This is a genomic window from Arthrobacter sp. MOO21 (genome assembly GCF_057369995.2).
Genome location: NZ_CM170671.2, coordinates 3,308,678 through 3,330,807 on the forward strand (window position 1 = coordinate 3,308,678; position 22,130 = coordinate 3,330,807).

Consider the following 22,130-nt stretch of genomic DNA (forward strand, 5'->3'; position numbering starts at 1 on the left):
CCGGGGTCCTTTGCCTGAACCGTAGTTCCTGGCATGTGCCTAGGTGTTGGGGCGCTTCCCGTGGTTCGCGCCGCCACGCTTACGGTCACGACGCTTGCGTGCACGCTTGCTCATAGCTGGCCTCCTTACTGTTGGTACTCAAAAGAGCTGCCCTCCAGTCTCCCACATGATCGCCACGCCCCGCGAACCGGGAAACGCCTGTGACCTGCGCCTGGTCTTTCCGGCCCGGCCACTCAGGGTTGGAGCGTGCCGCGGACCGCCGCCCGCGCCTGTTCCAGCACTGTCCGCAGGGTCTCCAGGGTGACATCGCTGATGGGCTGAAGCCGGGACCCCTGGCGCAGATCAGAGCGGACGTCGTCGCGGAAAGTCTGCAGCATCATCTCCGCCTCCTTGAGCTGCCTGTGGCCTGCCAAAGGGCGGCCGCCCGTGATGCGCAGGTCGCCGGAAGCCGCCGCGGTGCGGGCCGCTTCAGCAGTCGCTGCGAGGTCGGCGCGCAGGCCGCGCATGCTGCTGCGGATGTCTTCCCGGAGGGTGTCCGCCAGGCGCTGGACGGAGGCGGAAATGTCCTTCTCCACGCCGGCGAGTTCGTCCCGCCGCCGGTTCAGCTCCGCCAGGCCGGCGGGAGTAATGCGGTAGTTCGTTCGGCGTCCTGCCGATTCGGTAGCCACCAGGCCCTCTTCTTCAAGCTTGCCCAGGCGCGGGTAGATGGTGCCGGCGCTGGGCGAATAGGTCCCGCCAAACCGGTCCTTGAGTGCCCTGATGAGTTCGTAGCCGTGCTTGGGGCCGCTTTCGAGCAGCGCAAGGAGATAAAGGCGCAACGCCCCGTGCGCAAAGACCGGCGGCATCAGTGCCCCGCGTTCCCGCCATCGGAGGAAGGGGAATGGAAGATGGCGGTCCGGCCGGACACCGAGTTGGTCCGTACGAGCATCAGTTGGCCGTCGGGACCGGCGATGGTCTCCACCTTCCCGTTCGTCAGGAAGCATTGCTGGTCGTCGATGACCACGGCCCCGCTGGCCGACTTGGCAACAATGTCCACGCCCACGTCGTGCGGCAGCCTGATGGTGAGGTCTCCCGACACCGAGTTCGACCCGAAGTCATGGGTGAAGCCGAGCAGGTCGAAGCTGAGGTTGCCGCTGACCGTGTTCGTGCGGACGTTGGTGAAGTAGCCTGAGGCGGTCACCTCGCCGGAAACACTTTTCGCGGTGAGGACGCCGGTGTGGTTCCGGACACTGACCTCCCCGCTGACCGTATTGACCTGCAGTTCCCCCGAAGTGCCGTCAGCCATGACGGAGCCGGAGACGGTATTCAGGCGGACGTGGCTCGAGATGCCGGAGACGAGGCCGTCACCGCTGACCGTTCCGGCCTCCACGTCGACACCCTCGGGGAGGGCGATGCTGATGGTGGCGGAGTTGTCGCTGTTGTGGTTCACGGATTCCATCAGGTTCTTGAACCAGCCGTGGGCGCCGTGCAGCTGGTGCCTGATTTCGAGCCTGCCGCCGTTGAGGGACACCGCTACCGGATCCCCGTGTACATCCGATATTTCCACCCGGGCCACCGGCTCGGCATGCCTCACCACATCGAACCTGCCCCGGACCATGCCCAGCTTCAATGACGTGACGCCGTCCAGGTCGAGGGTCTGGGGGCTGTTGACACTCCAGGTTGCGTCAGGCATGGCACCTCCGAAAGACGATATATCGTGAAGTCCAAGGTACCGCCGCCCTGGCGGATGGTCAAGATATATCGCGTGTGGGCTTTACTGGGGGGCGTCCATCCCCAGCCACTGGAACCAGCCGCGGTGGAGCACCAGCCATGCCATCAACCCGTAACCAGCCTGGCCGGGCGTACCGCCGTTCGCTGCAAGGTCCTGCCGCCACTGCTCGTGGTTCAGCAGGGGCGAGAAGGTATCCACGTACAGATGCTTGCGCCGCGTGGTGACATCCGCAAACGCCGTGTTCAGCTCGTCCAGCCGGCGGTTCTGGGCAGGATCCAGGGCGGGCGGCGGGCCAACGACGAAGACCTCGACCCTGTTCTGCGAGGCTGAGTCGAGGATGTTGGCCAGGTTCAGCCTGCTCCTTGCGGTTGACAGGCCGAATTCGATGTCGCGGCCCGAGAGGCCGATCACCAGCCGGTTTTCGGCCTGGTCGCTGAAACGCCGTCCGGCTTCGTCCAGCCAGCGCGCGGCCAGCCCCTCTGTGCCTTCCTGCGGGCAGGGAAGGGAGTAGCTCTCCAGCACCATGCCGTCCTGGGGAGTGCGGGCCAGGACGCGGCCCAGCCAGCCCAGTGCACGGGGATCACCCAGTCCGGCCAGCAGTTCGTCTCCCACAGCTGCGATCCGCAGCTTCCTGTCTTCCACGCGTTCCTCTTTACTTCGGTCCGGGTTGCTTCGGTACTGGCGGCTGCCACCGCCGCCGCTGGTGCGGTCCGGGGCGGCGCTGTCCATCCATTAAACAGAACTGCCCGGCCGGAGTCTGGTATTTCGACGTCCGGCCGGGCAGCCTTACTGGTTACTTCCGTGCAAATGCCTGCTTCAGCAGGACGTCCTGCTCCGCGGCGTGCCGCTTCATGGAACCGGCAGCGGTCGAGGCCGACGCCGGACGCGAGACCAGCCGTACCCGGCGGTCAAGGATTTCCGGCAGGTGCAGGCCGATGAACGGCCAGGGGCCCTGGTTGGCGGGCTCGTCCTGGGCCCACACGACCTCTGCGTTCGGGTACTTGGCGAGTTCCGCGGCAATCTCGGCATGCGGCAGCGGGTAGAGCTGCTCCACGCGGATGATGGCAGTGGTCTTGTCGCCGGTCTTCTGCCGGGTGGACAGGAGGTCGTAGTACAGGCGGCCGGACACCAGCAGCACGCGCTCGACGGCGTTGGCGGCCAGCTGCTCATGCTCACCGATGACCGGGCGGAAGGCGCCGTTGGTGAAGTCCTCCACCGCCGAGGCAGCAGCCTTCAGGCGCAGCAGCTGCTTGGGGGTGAAGATGATCAGCGGCTTGCGCGGGCGGCTGTACGCCTGGCGGCGCAGCAGGTGGAAGTGCGAGGCCGCCGTGGTGGGGTTGGCCACGATCATGTTGTCTTCCGCGCACAGTTGCAGGAAGCGCTCGATCCTCGCGGACGAGTGGTCCGGCCCCTGGCCCTCGTAGCCGTGCGGAAGCATCAGGACCAGCGAGGAGCGCTGTCCCCACTTCTGCTCGGCGGAGGAGATGAACTCATCGATGATGGTCTGCGCGCCGTTGACGAAGTCGCCGAACTGGGCCTCCCACAGGACCAGGGCGTCCGGGCGCTCCACCGAGTAGCCGTATTCGAAGCCCATGGCAGCGTATTCGGACAGCAGGGAGTCGTAGATCCAGAGTTTGGCCTGGTCGTCGGAGAGGTTGCCCAGCGGCAGCCATTCCTTGCCGTTGGCGCGGTCGTGGAAGACGGCGTGGCGCTGGACGAACGTGCCGCGCCGGGAGTCCTGGCCGGCCAGGCGCACGGGGACGCCCTCCATGATGAGGGAGCCGAAGGCCGCGATCTCGCCGAAGCCCCAGTCGATGCCGCCCTCGCGGGACATCTGCTCGCGCTTTTCCAACAGTTGCCTGAGCTTTGCGTGGACCGTGAAGCCCTCGGGGACTTCAACGTGGGCCTTGCCGATCCGGGCCAGCGTCTCGGCGCTGATGGCCGTGGAGACGGGGGCGTTGACGCTGGAGTCGGACTGCTGGGCCATGGGCCGCTCGATGTCGGACACTGCAGCGGAATCCGCGGTGACGATCGGAATGGGCGAGGTCTGTGCTGCGTGGGTCTCGGCGAAGACGCGCTCCAGCCGCTCCTGGTAGTCGCGCAGCAGCTGCTCGGCTTCTTCCTCGGTGATGTCGCCACGGCCGATGAGGGATTCGGTGTACAGCTTGCGGACGGAGCGCTTGGCTTCGATCAGGTTGTACATCAGCGGCTGCGTCATCGACGGGTCGTCGCCTTCGTTGTGGCCGCGGCGGCGGTAGCACACCATGTCGATCACGACGTCCTTGTGGAACCGCTGGCGGAACTCGTAGGCGAGCTGGCCGATGCGGACGACGGCTTCGGGGTCGTCGCCGTTCACGTGGAACACCGGTGCCTGGATCATCTTGGCGACGTCGGTGGAGTACGTGGAGGAACGCGAGGACGACGGAGCGGTGGTGAAGCCCACCTGGTTGTTGACCACAACGTGGATGGTGCCACCGGTGCGGTAGCCGCGCAGCTGGGACAGATTGAGGGTTTCGGCCACCACGCCCTGACCGGCGAACGCGGCGTCACCGTGCACCATGATGGGCAGCACGGGGAAGGTTTCGCCCTGGTCCAGGCGGTCCTGCTTGGCCCGCACGATGCCCTCGAGGACGGAGTCCACGGCTTCGAGGTGGGACGGGTTGGCGGCAAGGTAGACCTTGGTTTCCTTGCCGTTGTCCGAGGTGAAGGTGCCTTCGGTGCCCAGGTGGTACTTGACGTCACCGGAGCCCTGCACGGACCGCGGGTCCTGGGTGCCCTCGAACTCGCGGAACACCTGGGCGTAGGTCTTGCCGGCGATGTTCGTCAGGACGTTGAGGCGGCCGCGGTGGGCCATGCCGATGGCAACTTCGTCCAGCCCGTCGTCGGCTGCGTCGGACATGATGGCGTCCAGCAGCGGAATCAGCGATTCGCCGCCCTCAAGCGAGAAGCGCTTCTGGCCCACGAACTTGGTCTGCAGGAAGGTCTCGAAAGCCTCCGCGGCGTTCAGCTTGGAGACGATCCGGAGCTGCTCTTCACGGCTGGGCTTCGAGTAGGGGTGCTCGAGCTGGTCCTGGAACCACTTGCGCTCGGCCGGCTCCTGGATGTGCATGTATTCGATGCCGGTGGTACGGCAGTACGCATCGCGCAGGACGCCGAGGATGTCACGGAACTTCAGCATCGGCTTGCCGCCGAAGCCGCCGGTGGGCCATTCGCGGTCCAGGTCCCACAGGGTCAGCCCGTAGGTCAGGACGTCGAGGTCCGGGTGCTTGCGCTGGACGTATTCGAGCGGATCGGTGTCCGCCATCAGGTGTCCGCGGACCCGGTAGGAGTGGATCAGCTGCTGGATCCGGGCCACCTTGTTGATCTCGTCGGCCGGATCCACCTGCTTGTCGGCGCTCCAGCGCACGGGCTCGTAGGGGATGCGCAGGGCTTCGAAGATCTCGTCGTAGAAGTTCTGCGCACCCAGCAGGAGTGAGTGGACGAGCTTCAGGAACTCGCCGCTGCCGGCTCCCTGGATGACGCGGTGGTCATACGTCGAGGTCAGGGTGAGGACCTTGCTGATGGCGTTCTGGGCGATGATCTTCTCGCTGGCGCCCTGGAACTCGGCAGGGTAGTCGAGGGCGCCGACGCCGATGATGGCGGCCTGGCCCTTGGAGAGGCGCGGCACGGAGTGGACGGTGCCGATGCCGCCGGGGTTGGTCAGCGACACGGTGGTGCCCTGGTGGTCCTCGGCCGTGAGCTTGCCGTTGCGGGCGCGCTTGATGAGGTCCTCGTAGGTGTGCCAGAACTCGGCGAAGTTGAGGGTCTCGGCCTTCTTGATGTTCGGGACCATCAGCAGGCGGGTGCCGTCGGGCTTCGGCATGTCGATGGCAATGCCGAAGTTGACGTGCGCCGGCTGGACAGCGACCGGCTTGCCATCCACTTCGTCGTAGTAGACGTTCATGGAGGGGAACTGGGAGAGGGCGCGGATGACGGCGTAGCCGATGAGGTGCGTGAAGGAAACCTTGCCGCCGCGGGCGCGGGCCAGGTTGGAATTGATGACCACGCGGTTGTCGATGAGCAGCTTCGCCGGGATGGCCCGCACGCTGGTGGCGGTGGGCACCTCGAGGCTGGTGACCATGTTGGTGGCAATGGCTTTGGCCGGCCCGCGCAGGACTGAGACAACGTCCTCTTCGGGCGCCGTGGGGGCCTTGACGTTCTTGGGCAGCTGCGCCGGGATGGGCTGCGAGCCGGTGCCGGCTTCGGTCTTCTTGCCGCCGTCGCGGGCCACGGTTGCGGGGGCCTTCTTGACGGGTGCAGGCGCCGGTGCCGCTGCAGGAGCGGGCGCCTGGGCGGCAGGAGGCACCGGGGGAGTGGCAGGGGCTGCGGCCGGCGACGGTGCCGGAGCAGCGGGTGCAGCTTTCACAACAGGAAGTTCGCGGGTGGGCGGGTGCGCGGTATTTCCGTTGGAAGAAGAACCGTTACCCGAGTCGAAGGATTCAAACAAAGGCCACCACTTGGCATCCACGGCGTTCTTGTCCTGCTGGTACTGCTCGTACAGTTCGTCAACGAGCCACTCGTTTCCGCCAAATTCCTCTGGTAGACGGTGGCTTGGCTGCTCTGGCAATGAAATACGCCTCTTCCATGAGTTTGATTTCTCTTTGGCCCCCCGGTGCTTCAGCACTACGTTCGAACCAGTCTCTGCGTCCCCTGAACCCAGACCTTTGCAAGTCTAGTGAGCATTTTGCGTTAACTGCCAATAAGGGTGACTCAAATCATGAAGTGACGAAGGCAGGCCTGTTTGTGGCGGCACCGCCGATTGAGCGGGCAGTCCGTGGGGGCGTGTACGTGGCCCTTCATTCCGGCCGGGCGGGGCCGTTCGCGCTCCGCCCGGCAGGGGCTGCTCCTGTAGACTGGAATTCTTATGGACAGTAAATCTAGGTGCCGGCCTGGGCGCTGTCAGCGGAGCTTGAAGAGAGCCGCCGCGCAGTCCGCCCCCAGAGCCGGCAAACCCCGACAACGCGCCCATCACCAGACCCCGGCCCAGCCTGCCGCCACCCGCAGGGGCCAGGCATCGGTATCAGCCGACCATCCTCCGCCGGAACGAAGCAGCTTCCCGTCCCCTGCATTGGGTCCTTCTCCCGCGACCGCCGCCGCCAAGGCGGGATGCTGAATGGAATGGCTTCTTCTTGCAGCGGGACTGCTGCTCATCGCCGGGACAGGCTTCTTCGTTGCCGTCGAATTCTCCCTCATTGCCCTGGACCAGCCCACCGTCCAGCGGGCCATTGACGACGGCGATACGGGCGCAGTGCCTTTGCTCACCTGCCTCAAATCCCTGTCCACCCAGCTGTCCAGCTGCCAGCTCGGCATCACTTTGACGACGCTTCTCACGGGCTACGTGATGGAGCCGTCGCTGGGCCATCTCCTCCAGGCCCCGCTCTCCGCCGTCGGGCTTCCCGGTGTGGCCGTCGATTCCATCTCCCTGGTCCTCGCGATGGTGGTTGCGACGCTGCTGTCGATGCTCCTGGGGGAGCTGGTGCCGAAAAACATGGCGATTGCCCTTGCATTCCCGGTGGGCCGGGCCCTGGCCGGGCCCCAGCTGGTGTTCACCACGATCTTCAAGCCCGCCATCGTGCTGCTCAATGGCTTCTCGAACAAGGTGCTGCACGTCTTTGGGCTCGAGGCCAAAGAAGAGATTTCCGGTGCGCGCACCCCGGCCGAACTCGCGTCGCTGGTCCGCCGGTCGGCGGCGATGGGAACGCTCGACGCCGGTACCGCGAACTTCATCGCGCGGACGCTGAACTTCTCCAGCCGCACGGCGGCCGACGTCATGACGCCGCGGATCCGGCTTGAGACTATCGATGCCGACCAGCCCGTCTCCGACGTCGTTGACGCCGCACGCAGGACCGGGTACTCCCGGTTCCCGGTCATCGGTGACTCCGCCGACGACATCCGGGGGCTGGTGCACGTCAAGAAGGCCGTCGCCGTTCCCTGGGAACGCCGGCAAAACCTTGAAGCCGGAGCCATCATGACTGACGTGCTCCGGGTGCCGGAGACCATCCACCTCGATGCGCTCCTGGCCGAACTCCGGGAAGGAAACCTGCAGCTGGCTGTGGTGCTTGACGAATATGGCGGCACCGCGGGGATCGCCACCCTTGAGGACCTGGTGGAAGAGATTGTCGGCGAGGTAGCCGATGAGCATGACAAGGTTCGGCCCGGACTCCTGCAAAGCGCCTCCGGCGACTGGTACTTTCCAGGACTGCTCCGCCCGGATGAATTGTCGGAACAGATCTCGGGGCTCAGCGTGCCGGACGAAGCGGCGTACGAGACCGTGGGCGGCTATGTCATGAGCCAGCTCGGCCGGATCGCGGTGGTCGGAGACACTGTGCCCGTTGGCGGCGGCAGCCTTAGCGTCACCAGGATGGACGGACGCCGGATTGACCGGATCTGTTTCCGGCCCGCGCCTGAACCGGGGCTGCACGAACCCGGCGACGGGAGCAAGAAATGAGCGACTGGGCCGGAATTTTGTGGCTGGGCCTCCTGCTGCTCGGCAACGCCTTTTTCGTGGCAGCGGAGTTTGCCATCATGTCGGCCCGGCGCAGTCAGGTGGAGCCGCTGGCTGATGCCGGATCGAAACGCGCCCAGACTACCCTGCGTGCCATGGAAAACGTGTCGCTCATGCTCGCCTGCGCGCAGCTGGGCATCACGGTGTGCTCGCTGCTGATCCTGCTCGTCGCCGAGCCTGCCATCCACCATCTGCTGGCCGTTCCGATCGAGTCGGTGGGCCTGCCTGCGGAGGCGGCCGGTGTGGCAGCTTTTGCTGTGGCACTGATGCTGGTGACCTTCCTGCATGTCACCTTCGGCGAGATGGTGCCCAAGAACATCTCGGTGTCCGTGGCGGACAAGGCCGCCCTGCTCCTGGCCCCGCCGCTGCTGTTCATTGCCAGGCTGGTCCACCCGGTGATTTCCGTCCTGAACTGGTCGGCCAACCACATCCTCAAGCTCATGCGGATCGAGCCCAAGGACGAGGTGACGTCCTCCTTCACGCTGGAGGAGGTCCAGTCGATCGTGCAGGAGTCCACGCGCCATGGACTCGTGGACGACGACGCAGGCCTGATCACCGGTGCGCTGGAGTTTTCCGAGCACACAGCGGGCGACATCATGGTCCCGCTGGAAGACTTGGTGATGCTGCGGGCCTCCACCACTCCCGTGGAGTTCGAAAAGGCGGTAAGCCGTACCGGGTTCTCCCGGTTCCCCATGCTGGACGACGAGGACATGCTCTACGGCTACCTCCACGTCAAGGACGTCCTGCAGATCCCGGAGGCGGCCTACGAACTTCCGATCGCGGAAAGCCGGATCAGGTCGCTGGCCAACCTCGCGCTGGGCGACGAGATCGAAAAGGCAATGTCGGTGATGCAGCGCACGGGCTCGCACCTGGCCCGCGTGATCGGTCCCGACGGCAAAACCCGTGGCGTGCTCTTCCTGGAGGATGTCATCGAACAATTGGTCGGCGAGATCCGCGACGCCACCCAGGCCACCGGGATCAGGAGGCTCGGCCAGCCCAACGGAAGCTGACTGCCTGCCCTCCCCTGGAGGGCAGGCAGCTGCCCGTTTTCTAAATAGGAATCATTCCTATTTAGGTATAGGCTGGAGATATTGCTTCCGCTCCCCAGATCTGAGGTCCTTCCGTGCGCCGTCGAACCGCTGCCCCGTCCTTGCTCGCCGCCCTCGCCGGGCTCGGCCTCCTGCTCGCCGGATGCAGCCCGCAGCCGGCGCAGGCCCCGGAAGGCGCCGGGCGGATCACCGTGGTGGCGTCCACGAATGTCTACGGGGACATCGCCAGGACCATCGGCGGGGACAAGGTGGAGGTCACCGCCATCATCAACAAGACGAGCCAGGACCCGCACTCCTACGAGGCAACCGCGCAGGACCGCCTTGCCGTCTCCAAGGCCAAACTCGTCATTGGCAACGGCGGCGGCTACGACGACTTCCTTAATACCCTGGTGGAAAGCAGCAAGCTTGACGCAGGGGCGGTGCTGAGCGCCGTCGAAATTTCCGGCCTTGCCCACCCCGGGGAGGCCACGGCTGAAGCTACGGCCCCGGCCGAAGAACACGACCACGGTGAGTTCAACGAGCACGTCTGGTACAGCCTGCCCGCCATGGAACGGCTGGCGGACAGCATCGCAGGCAGGCTTGGAGCGCTCGATCCCGCGTCGGCCGCGACGTTCACCTCCAACGCCGACGCTTTCAAGTCCACCCTGGAAGGCCTCCACGGCCAGCTCGACGGACTGAAGGCCCGCGCTGCCAATGCCCCGGTGGCGGTCACCGAGCCGGTTCCGCTCTACCTCCTCCAGGATGCCGGGCTGGTGAACGCCACCCCTGAGGAATACACTGCTGCGATTGAGGAGGGCGCCGATGTCCCGCCCGCCGTGCTGAAGCAGGCGACGGACCTGGTGGCCTCGCGGTCGGTGCGCCTGCTGGCGTACAACGAACAGACGGAGGGCCCGCAGACCGAATCGCTGAAGAAGGCGGCCGAAGCTGCCGGCGTTCCGGTGGTGGACTTCAACGAAACCCTCCCCGAGGGCAAGACCTACGTGCAGTGGATGACGGACAATGTGAACAACATCGGCAAGGTTCTGGAGACAAACAGGTGAATTCCGTGGTCAGCCTCAGCGGGGCGTCCCTTAAGTTCGGCCAGCGGACGCTCTGGGAGGACCTGGACCTGGACATCAGGCCGGGCGAGTTCTTCGCCGTGCTGGGCCCGAACGGAAGCGGCAAGACCAGTTTCCTGAAAGTCCTGCTCGGGCTGCAGAAACTCCAGTCGGGGCAGGCCACCCTGGGGGGCCGGGCAGTGGAGCGCGGCAGCCGCCTGATCGGCTACATTCCGCAGCAGAAGTCTTTTCCCGCTGACACGCCCATGCGCGCCCGCGACATCGTGGGCCTCGGCGTGGACGGCCACCGCTGGGGGTTGCGGCTGTCCCCGGCGAAGGCGAACCGCAGGATCGATGAACTCCTGGAGGTGGTGGGCGCCACGGAATACGCGAAGGTGCCGGTGGGCCAGCTCTCCGGCGGTGAACAGCAGCGGCTCCGCGTGGCCCAGGCGCTGGCCACGGACCCACAGGTCCTGCTGTGCGATGAACCATTGCTCTCCCTTGACCTGCACCACCAGCAGGCCGTGAGCGCCCTGATCAACAGGCAGTGCCGCGAACACGACAGCGCAGTGGTCTTCGTGACACACGAAATCAACCCAATTATCGACTACGTGGACAGGGTCCTCTACCTGGCCGGCGGCCGGTTCAAAGTAGGTACGCCGGAGGATGTGATGACCACCGAGGTCCTCTCCGACTTGTACGAAAGCAACGTCGAGGTCATCCGCGCGAACGGCCGGATCGTGGTGGTTGGCCTGCCGGACGCCACTACGCACCACCACACCCACGACCACGAGTTGGCGCGGGAGGTGGCATGATGGACATCGACAGCATCCTGGGGGCGATCTTCAGCTTTGACAATTACGGCGAGTTGCTGGTCCTGGTCCAGAACTCGATCTGGGCCGGCGCCATACTGGGCCTCCTCGGCGGGCTGGTGGGTACCTTCGTGATGAAGCGTGACCTCGCCTTTGCCGTCCACGGAATTTCCGAGCTGTCCTTCGCGGGTGCGGCCTTTGCCCTGCTGGTGGGCACGGACGTGGTGTTCGGCTCTCTCGTCGGCTCGGTGGCGGCCGCGCTGCTGCTGGGCCTGATGGGTGTCCGGGCCCGGGACAAGAATTCGATCATTGGCGTCATCATGCCGTTCGGGCTGGGACTCGGGATTTTGTTCCTGTCGCTCTACCAAGGCCGCGCCGCAAACAAGTTCGGCCTGCTGACCGGGCAGATCGTGTCCGTCGACACCGTTCAGCTCCAGGCCCTTGCCGGCACCGCCGTCGCCGTTATCGCCGTCCTGCTGGCCATCTGGCGCCCGCTCAACTTCGCCAGCCTCGATCCCGAGGTCGCCGAGGCGCGCGGGGTTCCCGTGCGTACCCTTGCGCTCGTTTTCATGGTCCTGCTGGGCGTCAGCGTGGCCTTGTCCATCCAGGTGGTGGGCGCCCTGCTGGTGCTCGCACTGCTGATCACGCCCGCGGCCGCGGCCATGCGCGTTACGTCCTCGCCGGGGGCCACCGTGGTGCTGAGCGTGGTCTTTGCCGTCACGGCCACGGTCGGTGGAATCCTGCTGGCGCTGGGCGGACGGATCCCCATCAGCCCCTATGTCACCACGTTGTCGTTCCTGATCTACGTGGTGTGCCGCGCTATTGGATCCCTGCGGCTCCGGCAGGGAGCCAACGGCCGGGTCCTTAAAGCTTCCCCGCAGCCCTAAGCGAACTGCAGTCCGGGCACAGGCCAAAGATTTCCACGGTGTGCGCCACTTCGGTGAACCCGTGGTCGGCGGCTGTCCGGGCCGCCCAGGTCTCCACCGCGGGGGCTTCCACCTCCACTGCTTTCCCGCAGTTCCGGCACAGCAGGTGGTGGTGGTGGCCGGTCACCGCGCAGCGCCGGTAGACCGCCTCGCCGTCACCATTGCGCAGCACATCCACCAGGCCCTCGTCGGCCAGTGACTGCAGGATCCGGTAGGCGGTGGCGAGCGACACGGACACGCCCTGGTTCTGCAGGATCCGGTAGAGCTCCTGGGTGCTGACGAAGTCGTCCAGGTCATCCAGTGCTGCACTGACCGCCCGGCGCTGCTTGGTGATGCGCTGTTCCTTGCCGCCGCTCGCCGGGGACGGCAGAGGGGGACCAGCCTTGGCGCCGATCGGCATGGACGAACTCGCTTCCGTGGGGGTGGGTGGCAAACATCAAGATTACCAGCCGGGGCCTCGTGGACAGTCTTCGGCGGCGCACCCTAGGCTGGCGCCATGAAGCTGACCAAATACACCCACGCCTGCGTCCGGCTCGAAAAGGATGGCGGCGGCGTCATTGTCCTCGACCCCGGCACGTTCTCCGAGGCTGCTGAGGCCATGGAGGGGGCCCAGGCCGTGCTGGTGACCCATGAACACCCGGACCACCTCGACACGGCGGCGGTGGTGGAAGCGCTCGAAGGCGATCCGGGCCTGGTCCTTTATGCGCCGGAAAGCGTGGCCGGCAAGCTGCGCGCGGAAGCGCCGGGCACGGCAGCCCGCATCCATGCGGTGGAGCCGGGTTCAACCTTCCAGGTGTCAGGCTTCGACATCCGCAGCTTTGGCGGCCAGCACGCCCTGATCCACCCCCAGATCCCCATGGTGGCCAACATCGGCTATCTCGTGGACTCAAATGTGTACCACCCGGGAGACTCCTTCGTCATCCCGGACGGCATCAAGGTCCAGACCTTGCTGGTTCCGCTGCACGCGCCGTGGAGCAAGTCGGCCGAAGTGGTGGACTTCGTCATTGGGGTGCGGGCACCACGGGCTTTCCAGATCCATGACGGTCTGCTCAACGACAACGGCCTGGGGATCGTCGAGGGCCATGTCCGGCGGATCGGCGCAAAGTACGGCACGGAGTACAAGCACCTGGCCCCGCGGGAGTCCGTGGAGGTTTAGTCCACCGGCGCTGGCAGTACAGCTACGCCGGGGGAACGGACCACTGGCCTGTGTCGAGGAAGCGGCTGATCACTGTTTCGTAAGGCTCCGGGTGCAGTCCCTGGGACGCCAGCCACTCCGGGTTCCAGTAGTTGCCCGCATAGCGTTCGCCGCCGTCGCACATCAGTGAAACGATGCTGCCCTGCCGGCCTTCGGACAGCATCTGTGCCACTGTCTGCCACACGCCCCAGAGGTTGGTGCCGGTTGACGGGCCGGCATGCAGGCCGGGCCGGCGTAGGCGCGGAGGTGGCGCATGGCGGCAACAGACGCCGCGTCCGGAACCTGGACCATGTGGTCGATCACGGACGGGATGAAGCTCGGCTCCATCCGGGCACGGCCAATCCCTTCAATCCTGGAGGGCCGGCCTGGCCGTGGCTGGACGGTTCCGCCGCCCCTGTCCGTGGCAGCGAGCCAGCCCGGGTAGAACGCGGAGTCCTCCGGGTCCACCACCAGCAGCCGCGTGGGGTGGCTGTGATAGCGCAGGTACCGGCCGATCGTGGCGCTGGTCCCACCGGTGCCTGCGCCCACCACGATCCAGTCCGGTACCGGGTGCTGTTCCATGGCCAGCTGGCCGAAGATCGACTCGGCAATGTTGTTGTTGCCGCGCCAGTCGGTGGCCCGTTCGGCGTAGGTGAACTGGTCCATGTAGTGGCCGTTGCAGGTGGCGGCAACTTCTTCGGCTGTTGCATACACGTCCGATGCATTGTCCACCAGCAGGCAGGACCCGCCGAACTGTTCGATCAGTGCGATCTTTTCCTGGCTGGTGGTGCGGGCCATCACGGCCACGAAGGGCAGCCCCAGCAGCTGGGCGAAGTATGCCTCGGAGACGGCGGTGCTGCCGCTGGAGGCCTCCACGATGGTCGTGTCCGCCCGGATCCAGCCGTTGACGAGGCCGAACAGGAACAGAGAGCGGGCCAGCCGGTGCTTGAGGCTGCCGGAACGGTGGGTTGACTCGTCCTTGAGGTAGAGCTGGATTCCCCAGTGCTCAGGCAGCGGCACAGCGTAGAGGTGGGTGTCAGCCGAGCGGTTGTTCTCCGCCCTGATGGTGCGGATGGCATTGTCCGCCCACGTCCGGTCCGCGCCGCTCCGGCTTGCGCCGCTCCGGCTTGCGCCGCCATTTCCGCTGCCCTCGATCATCACCGGACCAGCCTACCGGCGGTAGCGGGCGCCGGCCCTCTAGAGTGGAAAGCGTTGGCCGCGCATCCAGCAGAGGCTGCGCGGTGGCCTGGCCCGCTGCATAAGGAGTCCGATGAATACGCTGATGGACGTTTCCACCCTCCAGGCCCGGCTGGCCGCAGGCCGCCGCACCGTGCTCCTGGACGTGCGGTGGGCGCTCGGTGACCCGCACGGGCACGAACATTACCTTGCAGGACACCTTCCGGGCGCGGTCTTCGTTGACCTGGCCACCGAGCTTTCGGATCCGGCAGTTCCGGACCGGGGGCGGCACCCGTTGCCGTCGCGGGAGAAGTTCCAGGAGTCGGCCCGCCGCTGGGGCATCCGGAACGGCGACGTGGTGGTCGCCTACGATGACAGCGGCAACATGGCGGCGGCCCGGCTGTGGTGGATGCTGCGTGACGCCGGCCTCGCCGAGGTCTACCTGCTCGACGGCGGCGTGGCCGCCTGGCGGGCAGCCGGACTCGCGCTCGAGTCGGGTCCAGTCCACCCTGGCGCGGGTGACGTGCAGCTGGGCAGCGGGCACATGCCCGTGGCCGACGCCGGTGCTGCCGCCGCCTGGCCGCAGCACGGCACCTTGCTCGACGCGAGGGCGGGGGAGAGGTACCGGGGCGAGGTTGAGCCCGTCGACCCGCGCGCGGGACACATTCCGGGGGCCATCAGCGCGCCGACAGCAGGAAACGTGGACGACGCCGGCAGGTTCCTTCCGCCCGCGGAATTGCGCCGGAGGTTCGAGGCCCTCGGCGTGCAGGACGGCGGCAAGGTCGCCGTCTACTGCGGCTCCGGGGTCACGGCAGCCCATGAGGTGGCAGCACTGGAGATTGCCGGGTTCGCCGCAGCGCTCTTTCCGGGCTCGTTCTCCGAATGGTCCAACCGCCCGGGGCTGCCGGTGGCCACCGGCCCGGAACCAGGGGATGGGCCGGAACCCGGGGACGGCGCCGCCCCGGCTGGCAACTTCGCAGGAGGCAAGGGTAGCGTCGCACTATGACTCCAGGACGACCCGTACCGCCACCCCTCGCCAAACCCGTATACCCCGCCCCCGACGGCCCGTCCGCAGGAGCAGGGACGGACGCTGCCGGCGTGTTGGCCGCAGCCCGCGGTGCGGTGTCCAGTGACAGCGGCCTGGTGCCCCTGACCGTTGCGCGCCGGGCACCCGCAGCGGACGACGTCGAGATCGCCATCGAATTCTGCGGGCTGTGCCACTCGGACGTGCACGCGACCCGTGGGGAGTGGGGCGGCAAAGTGTACCCACTGGTTCCCGGACACGAGATTGTCGGAACCGTCAGCCGGGTGGGTTCGGCCGTCACTGACTTCGCCGTGGGCGAGCGGGTGGGCGTGGGCTGCATGGTGGACTCCTGCCGCGAGTGCGACAGCTGCCTCGACGGCCTGGAACAGTACTGCGAAATCGGGATGACCGGCACTTACGGTGCGAAGGACCGGCGCCACGGCGGCACCACCCAGGGCGGCTATTCGTCCTCCATAGTGGTGGACCGCCGGTACGTCCTCCGGGTCCCCGAATCGCTGGACCCGGCCGCCGTCGCCCCCCTCCTGTGCGCCGGCGTCACCACTTTTTCGCCCTTGCGGCACTTTGATGTGGCGGAAGGCGACGTGGTGGGCGTGGTGGGCCTTGGCGGCCTGGGCCACATGGCAGTCAAGCTCGCCAAGGCCATGGGAGCGAAGGTGGTGGTCTTCACCACGTCCGGCTCGAAAGTCGCTGCTGCGCTGGAACTGGGAGCCGACGAAGTGGTGCTCTCCCGCGACGAAGCTGCCATGGCCGCCGCTGACCGCACCATCGACCTGATCATCGACACCGTGGCCGCCCCGCACGACCTGAACCCCTTCTTCCGCACCCTGCGCGTCGATGGGGCGCTGTTCCAGCTCGGGCTCCCGTCCGAGGCCATGCCTCCCGTCAACCCCGGTGCACTGATCCGGCGCAGGATCGCGTACGCCGGGTCGCTGATCGGCGGGATCGCCGAAACCCAGGAGATGCTGGACTTCTGCGCCGAGCATGGCGTGGTGGCAGACATCGAGGTGGTGGGCGCCGGCCAGCTGAATGAGGCCTACGACCGGATGGTTGCAGGCGACGTAAAATACCGGTTCGTGCTGGACACCAGCACCCTGCAGGCACCCGCCGAGGAGGCAGACGCATGAGCACGCTTTTCACCAGGATCCTGAACGGCGAGATCCCCGGCCGGTTCGTGTGGCGCGAGCACGATGTCTCCGCGTTCCTCACCACCGGCCCGCTCGCGGATGGCCACACTCTGGTGGTTCCCACCGAAGAAGTGGACCGCTGGACGGACGCCTCGCCGGAGACCCTCGCCCGGGTCATGGAAGTGGCGCGCCGCATCGGTGCGGTCCAGGTGGACGTTTTCGGTGCCCGGCGCGCCGGCCTCATCGTGGCCGGCTACGAGATCAACCACCTGCACGTGCACGTGTGGCCGTCGCAAAGCATGGCCGACTTCGATTTCGGCTCCGCTGACCAGAACCCGGACCCGGACGTCCTGGACGCCAACGCGGAGAAGCTGCGGGTTGGTCTTCGCGCAGCAGGGTACGGAGAATTCGTTCCGGCTTCGTGACAGGGCTGCGCCCGCCGCTGCCCTGTGTCGCTGCCCTGTGTCGCTGCCCTGTGGCGGGCGCAGGCAGGATCAGTCCCTCCGCGGGGTCATCGCCACCATGCCGGCATAGGTGAACCCGCCCCCGAAGCCGAACAACAGCGCAGGGACGTCCGCCGGGATCCTGCCGGCGTGCCACCACTTGGAGAGCCCGAGCGGAACGCTCGCCGCGGACGTGTTCCCCGACTCCGTGACGTCGGTAATGACCACACGGTCCGACATGCCCAGGGCGTCCGCCAAGGGTTCGATGATGCGGAGGTTGGCCTGGTGGGCGGCCAGGACCTGGATGTCGTCCAGCGCCAGGCCCGCGCGGGCCACCACCTCGCGGGCGCGGTCCGGTGCCTTGGTGAGGGCCCACCTGAGCACTTCACGGCCGTTCTGGGAAAACCTTCCGGACGGCGGTGAGATCCTGACGGCGTCGGCCATGCCGCCTTCGGATCCCCACACCACCGGTCCAATCCGCGGTGCCTCGGACGGGCGCACGACGGCGGCGCCGGCACCGTCCGCGGTGAGTACCGCCGTCGCACGGTCCGTCCAGTCGGTGACGGTCGACAGCGTCTCCGCCCCGACGACGATGGCGTGGGTGGCGCTGCCGGTGCGGATGGCCTGGTCGGCGACGCCGAGCGCGTACTCGAAACCCGAACATGCTGTATTGATATCCATGATGCCCGGGCCACGGCCCTCCCTTCCAAGCCCAAGCGCCTCGGCCACGCGTCCGGCGGTGTTGGGGGAACGCTCGGCGGCTGTCGTCGTCGCCACCACCACGAGATCGATGTCAGAGGCCGGCACGCGCGAATCGGCCAGCGCCATCCGGGCCGCAGGGATCGCCAGGTCCACCACCGTCTCGCCCCCGGCGACGATATTCCGGGTGATGATGCCCGTCCGCTGGCGGATCCACTCATCGCTGGTGTCCATCATGCCTTCGAGTTCATGGTTGTCCATGACCCGGGCGGGCTGGGCATGGCCGAGCCCGGCGATCTCTGTCCCTGCCGGGCCTTGGGCAAGCGTGAGCTTCATGGAATTCCTCTCGTCGGGGCGGACCGCGGTCAGGCGGGGGCCAGTGCCTTGTTGAGCACGGTGCGGATACGTTTCTCTGATACGGAGTAGGCGGTGCCGAGCTCGACGGCGAACAGGCTCACCCGGAGTTCCTCGATCATCCAGCGCACCTGGGTTAATTCGCGTCCGGCGCGGCGCCCCGGCGACAGGGCGGAGACGGCATCGTCGTAGTCGTCCTCGAGCCGCTGCACCACCCCCATGCTCAGGGCGTCGCGCTGGACGTTGCCCGGCAGGCGTTCGAGCCGCTTTTCGATCGCCGCCAGGTAGCGGGGCAACTGGCTGAGCTGGACGTAACCCGTGCGTGCCACAAAACCCGGATAGACCAGCTGTTCGAGCTGGCTCTTGATGTCGTTCAGCGCACTGATCAGGGCGAGGCTGGTGGTGCCCTTCAACTGCTTTTCGATTCGCCGGGTGCTCGCCAGGATGCGCTCCACCACGGCGGTCACGGTGAAGACGGTGTCGATCAGCTCGGCCCGCACCAGCTCATAGAGCGCGTCGAAAGCCTTGCGGTCCCAGGGCAGTTCCACGGGGGTGAGTTTGTCGATGGCGGCAAGCGCGCAGTCGGCAATCAGCGCCGCCACCGAGCCGTGCGGATTCTGGCTGAAGGTGAGCTTCTCCGTGTTGCTCAGGTGTTCCAGGACGTAACGGTCCGGTGCCGGGACGCGCAGCGCCAGCAGCCGGATGACGCCGCCGCGCATGGCGTCGAGCTGTTCCTCCTGCGACTGGAAGACACGGAGGGACACGGACGTCCCCTGGTCCACCAGCGCCGGATAGCCGGTGACGGTGTGCCCCTTGACCAGGCTGCTGACCTGCCGCTCGATGGTGCCGAACGTCCATTCCGTCAGGCCGTCCTGCTCCACGAACCCGGTGGCGGCGGCCGCCTGGTTGCTGCCGGCCCGCGCGGCTGCCGGGGACGCGGCAAGGTTCGTCCCGCCGGCTTCCCTCTGTACCTTGCCGTTGCGCGCCGCGGTGGATGCCGGGGTGGCGCCGAGCGACTCGGCAATGGCGCGGCGGGTGGCGGGTGCGAGCTGTTCCTGCAGTTCCGCAAGGTCCTTGCCCTCGCCAAGGACCTTGCCCTTGCTGTCCACCACCTTGAAACTCACGCGCAGGTGCGGGGGCACCGCGTCCCAGTTCCAGGAACCGGGGGGAATGATTGCGCCGCGAAGCCGCCGCAGCGCGAGCTCCAGCGAAGGCTCCAGCGCGTCCGTGGCCGGATCGAAGTCCGATTCCAGGACGGCGACCGCTTGCCGGGCGACATCGGGGGCCGGGACGAAGTTCTTCCGCACCTGCTTCGGCAGCGACTTGATCAGGGCGGTCACCAGCTCAACCCGCTGACCGGGAATCAGCCAGCGGAACGGCGCATCCTCCAGCTGGTTAAGGAACAGCACCGGCACTTCGGCAGTGACGCCGTCGGACGGATCCGGCGCCGCGCCCGGCGCCACCGGGTGGAATTCGTAGGTCAGGGGCAGTTCGAAACCCTTGTGCAGCCACGTTTTGGGATAGGCGGACTCGTCCAGGTCGTCGGCGTCATCGCTCAGGAGCAGCGATTTGTCGAAGTCCAGCAGGTCCGGCTGCTCCCGGCGGGCGTCCTTCCACCATTTGTCGAAGTGGCGTTCAGAGACCACGTCCGGACCGATACGGGCATCGTAGAACTCGAACAATGTCTCGTCGTCCACCAGAAGGTCGCGGCGGCGCATGCGCGCTTCGAGTTCCTCGACTTCGTTCAGGAGCGCCCTGTTGCGGTGGAAGAACTTGTGGTGGGTGCGCCAGTCGCCTTCCACCAGGGCGTGCCTGATGAACAGCTCGCGTGCAACCACCGGGTCGACCCGGCCGTAGTTGATCCGGCGCTGCGCGATGATCGGGACGCCGTAAAGGGTCACTTTCTCGTACGCCATGACGGCGCCCTGCCGGGTGGACCAGTGTGGCTCGCTGTAGCTGCGCTTGACCAGGTCCGGTGCCACCTGCTCGGCCCACAGCGGATCGAACCTGGCTGCCACCCTGGCCCAGAGCCTGCTGGTTTCCACCAGTTCGGCTGCCATCACGAACGTGGGGGACTTCTTGAACAGCGCCGATCCGGGGAAGATCGCGAAGCGGCTGCCGCGGGCGCCGGCATATTCGCGCTTGCGCTCATCGAGGATGCCGATATGGCTTAGGAGCCCGGAGAGCAGGCTGATGTGGATACCGTCGTGGTTGCCCACGGGGTCCGCCAGCCGCTTGTTGTCCAGGCTGATGCCCAGCGGCCGGGCCAGCTGGCGGAGCTGGGCAAAGAGGTCCTGCCATTCCCGGACCCGCAGGTAGTTGATGAACTCGGCGCGGCACAAGCGGCGGAAGGCCGACGACGAGAGCTCCTGCTGCTTTTCCTGCAGGTAGTTCCACAGGTTCAGGTAGCCCGTGAAGTCCGAGTTTTCGTCGCGGAAGCGGTTGTGCTTTTCCGCGGCCAGCTGCTGCTTGTCCGTGGGGCGCTCGCGGGGATCCTGGATGGTGAGCGCCGCGGCGAGGATCATGACCTCCCGCACGCAGCCGCGTTTTCCGGCCTCGACGATCATCCGGCCAAGCCGGGGGTCCACCGGCAGTTGGGCGAGTTTCTGCCCGACGGCGGTGAGCCCGCCGCCTTTTCGTCCGTCACCTTCGCCCTTGCCCTGCTTCGGCGCGGCCAAGGCGCCGAGTTCGCGCAGCAGCGTGACGCCGTCGTTAATTGCCCGTGTCTCCGGCGGCTCGACGAACGGGAAGTCCTCCACGCCCTTCGGCCCGCGGGCAACGCCCATGGCGGTCATCTGGAGGATGACGGCGGCCAGGTTGGTCCGCAGGATCTCGGGATCCGTGAACTGGGGGCGGGAGTCGAAATCTTCCTGGGAGTACAGCCGGATGGCGATGCCGTCCGACACACGGCCGCAGCGTCCCGACCGTTGGTTCGCCGAGGCCTGCGATACCCGTTCGATGGGAAGGCGCTGGACCTTGGTGCGGTGCGAGTACCGGGAAATGCGGGCGGTGCCGGTGTCGATGACGTATTTGATGCCCGGCACTGTCAGTGACGTTTCCGCCACGTTCGTGGCCAGCACGATCCGGCGTTTCTTGCCCGGGTGGAACACCTTGTGCTGTTCCTGCAGGCTCAGGCGTGCGAAGAGGGGGAGCACCTCGGTATTGGCCAGGCGGCGGTTGGCCTGGATGCGTGCCTGCAGCGCCTCCGCGGCGTCACGGATTTCGCGCTCGCCGGAGAAGAACACCAGGATGTCGCCGGGCGCCTCCGTGGCCAGTTCGTCGACGGCGTCGCAGACGGCATCCAGCGGGTCCCGGTCCTCTTCGAGGTCGTCGTCCGAGGATTCGTCCTCGTCCGATTTCGGCTGGGAGAGGGGCCGGTAGCGGATTTCCACGGGGTAGGTCCGGCCCGAGACTTCGATGATGGGGGCGGGATTCCCCGGAGTGCCGAAGTGGTTGGCAAAACGCTCGGGATCGATGGTGGCCGAGGTGATGACGACCTTCAGGTCCGGCCGCTGGGGGAGGATGCGCTTGAGGTAGCCCAGGATGAAGTCGATGTTGAGGCTGCGTTCATGGGCTTCGTCGATGATGATCGCGTTGTACTTGCGCAGCAGCTTGTCGCGCTGGATCTCGGCCAGCAGGATACCGTCGGTCATGAGCTTGACCTTGGTCGCCTTGCTGACCTCACCGGTAAAGCGGACCTGGAAGCCCACTTCCTGGCCGATTTCCACCCCGAGTTCCTCGGCGATGCGCTCGGCCACGGTTCGTGCCGCCAGGCGCCGCGGCTGGGTGTGGCCGATCAGTCCGTTGTCCCCAAGGCCCAGTTCCAGGCACATCTTGGGGATCTGCGTGGTCTTTCCGGAGCCGGTCTCGCCGGCGATGATGGTCACCTGGTTGGCGGCGATCGCTGCCATCAGATCGTCGCGGCGCTCGGACACCGGCAGCTCGGCGGGATAGGAAATATGAAAAGTCATGGCTGCAGACAGTCTACTGCGGCAAGGGAAGGCCTTTCCGTTTCGACTGCCTGCGGCGCTGGGGG

At 66.7% G+C, this 22,130-nt stretch carries 17 protein-coding genes and 1 pseudogene; 9 read left to right on the plus strand and 9 right to left on the minus strand.

Annotated elements, in window-relative coordinates; genetic code table 11:
- Positions 1 to 39: 39 nt before the first annotated feature.
- From AC2JAJ_RS15375 to AC2JAJ_RS15395, 5 genes are all read right to left on the minus strand, one after another.
- On the minus strand, positions 40 to 114 hold the full coding sequence (locus AC2JAJ_RS15375; protein WP_369299106.1) for a 50S ribosomal protein bL37: 75 nt from the start codon (positions 112 to 114) through the stop codon (positions 40 to 42).
- Between the two features lie 119 nt (positions 115 to 233).
- Positions 234 to 845, minus strand: coding sequence for a PadR family transcriptional regulator (locus AC2JAJ_RS15380; RefSeq protein WP_221386747.1), 612 nt, complete (start codon positions 843 to 845; stop codon positions 234 to 236).
- Positions 845 to 1,672: a DUF4097 family beta strand repeat-containing protein gene (locus AC2JAJ_RS15385; RefSeq protein ID WP_473696916.1), complete on the minus strand. Its 828-nt coding sequence runs from the start codon at positions 1,670 to 1,672 to the stop codon at positions 845 to 847. The genes AC2JAJ_RS15380 and AC2JAJ_RS15385 overlap by 1 nt, the downstream gene beginning before the upstream one ends.
- An 81-nt stretch (positions 1,673 to 1,753) precedes the next feature.
- A complete protein-coding gene (locus tag AC2JAJ_RS15390) occupies positions 1,754 to 2,353 on the minus strand; it encodes a GDSL-type esterase/lipase family protein (RefSeq protein WP_221386749.1) in 600 nt (199 codons plus the stop codon).
- A 151-nt stretch (positions 2,354 to 2,504) separates the two neighbouring features.
- Positions 2,505 to 6,317 carry a multifunctional oxoglutarate decarboxylase/oxoglutarate dehydrogenase thiamine pyrophosphate-binding subunit/dihydrolipoyllysine-residue succinyltransferase subunit gene (locus AC2JAJ_RS15395; RefSeq protein WP_486415265.1) on the minus strand — a complete coding sequence of 1,271 codons (3,813 nt, stop codon included), beginning with the start codon at positions 6,315 to 6,317 and terminating at the stop codon, positions 2,505 to 2,507.
- 546 nt (positions 6,318 to 6,863) lie between these two features.
- On the opposite strand from AC2JAJ_RS15395, the gene AC2JAJ_RS15400 reads away from it, so the two are divergent.
- The 5 genes from AC2JAJ_RS15400 (at position 6,864) to AC2JAJ_RS15420 (ending at position 12,040) form a co-directional block, all read left to right on the plus strand.
- A complete protein-coding gene (locus AC2JAJ_RS15400; protein ID WP_486415264.1) occupies positions 6,864 to 8,198 on the plus strand; it encodes a hemolysin family protein in 1,335 nt (444 codons plus the stop codon).
- A complete protein-coding gene (locus tag AC2JAJ_RS15405) occupies positions 8,195 to 9,265 on the plus strand; it encodes a hemolysin family protein (RefSeq protein ID WP_473696919.1) in 1,071 nt (356 codons plus the stop codon). Before AC2JAJ_RS15400 ends, AC2JAJ_RS15405 begins: the two co-directional genes overlap by 4 nt.
- 113 nt (positions 9,266 to 9,378) lie before the next feature.
- Entirely contained in the window at positions 9,379 to 10,344 is a 966-nt protein-coding gene (locus tag AC2JAJ_RS15410; RefSeq protein ID WP_473696920.1) for a metal ABC transporter solute-binding protein, Zn/Mn family, read from the plus strand.
- Positions 10,341 to 11,156 carry a metal ABC transporter ATP-binding protein gene (locus tag AC2JAJ_RS15415; RefSeq protein ID WP_473696921.1) on the plus strand — a complete coding sequence of 272 codons (816 nt, stop codon included), beginning with the start codon at positions 10,341 to 10,343 and terminating at the stop codon, positions 11,154 to 11,156. The genes AC2JAJ_RS15410 and AC2JAJ_RS15415 overlap by 4 nt, the downstream gene beginning before the upstream one ends.
- A complete protein-coding gene (locus AC2JAJ_RS15420) occupies positions 11,156 to 12,040 on the plus strand; it encodes a metal ABC transporter permease (protein ID WP_486416793.1) in 885 nt (294 codons plus the stop codon). The genes AC2JAJ_RS15415 and AC2JAJ_RS15420 overlap by 1 nt, the downstream gene beginning before the upstream one ends.
- On the opposite strand, the gene AC2JAJ_RS15425 is transcribed toward AC2JAJ_RS15420, so the two are convergent.
- Complete coding sequence (locus AC2JAJ_RS15425; RefSeq protein WP_486416792.1) at positions 12,018 to 12,479, minus strand: Fur family transcriptional regulator; 462 nt, start codon at positions 12,477 to 12,479, stop codon at positions 12,018 to 12,020. The two genes, AC2JAJ_RS15420 and AC2JAJ_RS15425, sit on opposite strands and share 23 nt — an antisense overlap.
- 96 nt (positions 12,480 to 12,575) lie before the next feature.
- Here AC2JAJ_RS15425 and AC2JAJ_RS15430 point away from each other — a divergent pair, with 96 nt between their 5' ends.
- Complete coding sequence (locus AC2JAJ_RS15430) at positions 12,576 to 13,235, plus strand: MBL fold metallo-hydrolase (RefSeq protein ID WP_486415263.1); 660 nt, start codon at positions 12,576 to 12,578, stop codon at positions 13,233 to 13,235.
- Between the two features lie 22 nt (positions 13,236 to 13,257).
- Here AC2JAJ_RS15430 and AC2JAJ_RS15435 read toward each other — a convergent pair.
- Positions 13,258 to 14,411: pseudogene (locus AC2JAJ_RS15435) on the minus strand (PLP-dependent cysteine synthase family protein).
- A 112-nt stretch (positions 14,412 to 14,523) separates the two neighbouring features.
- Here AC2JAJ_RS15435 and AC2JAJ_RS15440 point away from each other — a divergent pair.
- The 3 genes from AC2JAJ_RS15440 to AC2JAJ_RS15450 are packed head-to-tail and all read left to right on the plus strand — an operon-like array spanning position 14,524 to position 17,023.
- The gene (locus AC2JAJ_RS15440; RefSeq protein ID WP_486415262.1) at positions 14,524 to 15,435 is read left to right on the plus strand and encodes a sulfurtransferase; all 912 of its coding nucleotides are present in this window, start codon (positions 14,524 to 14,526) and stop codon (positions 15,433 to 15,435) included.
- Positions 15,432 to 16,598 (plus strand): NAD(P)-dependent alcohol dehydrogenase, encoded by a 1,167-nt coding sequence (locus tag AC2JAJ_RS15445; RefSeq protein WP_486415261.1) that lies wholly within the window; start codon positions 15,432 to 15,434, stop codon positions 16,596 to 16,598. The genes AC2JAJ_RS15440 and AC2JAJ_RS15445 overlap by 4 nt, the downstream gene beginning before the upstream one ends.
- Positions 16,595 to 17,023 (plus strand): HIT family protein, encoded by a 429-nt coding sequence (locus tag AC2JAJ_RS15450; RefSeq protein ID WP_486415260.1) that lies wholly within the window; start codon positions 16,595 to 16,597, stop codon positions 17,021 to 17,023. The genes AC2JAJ_RS15445 and AC2JAJ_RS15450 overlap by 4 nt, the downstream gene beginning before the upstream one ends.
- Positions 17,024 to 17,092: 69 nt before the next feature.
- On the opposite strand, the gene AC2JAJ_RS15455 is transcribed toward AC2JAJ_RS15450, so the two are convergent.
- Positions 17,093 to 18,076 carry a beta-ketoacyl-ACP synthase III gene (locus AC2JAJ_RS15455; RefSeq protein WP_486415259.1) on the minus strand — a complete coding sequence of 328 codons (984 nt, stop codon included), beginning with the start codon at positions 18,074 to 18,076 and terminating at the stop codon, positions 17,093 to 17,095.
- A 29-nt stretch (positions 18,077 to 18,105) separates the two neighbouring features.
- Positions 18,106 to 22,065: an ATP-dependent RNA helicase HrpA gene (hrpA, locus tag AC2JAJ_RS15460; RefSeq protein WP_486415258.1), complete on the minus strand. Its 3,960-nt coding sequence runs from the start codon at positions 22,063 to 22,065 to the stop codon at positions 18,106 to 18,108.
- Positions 22,066 to 22,130: the final 65 nt, after the last annotated feature.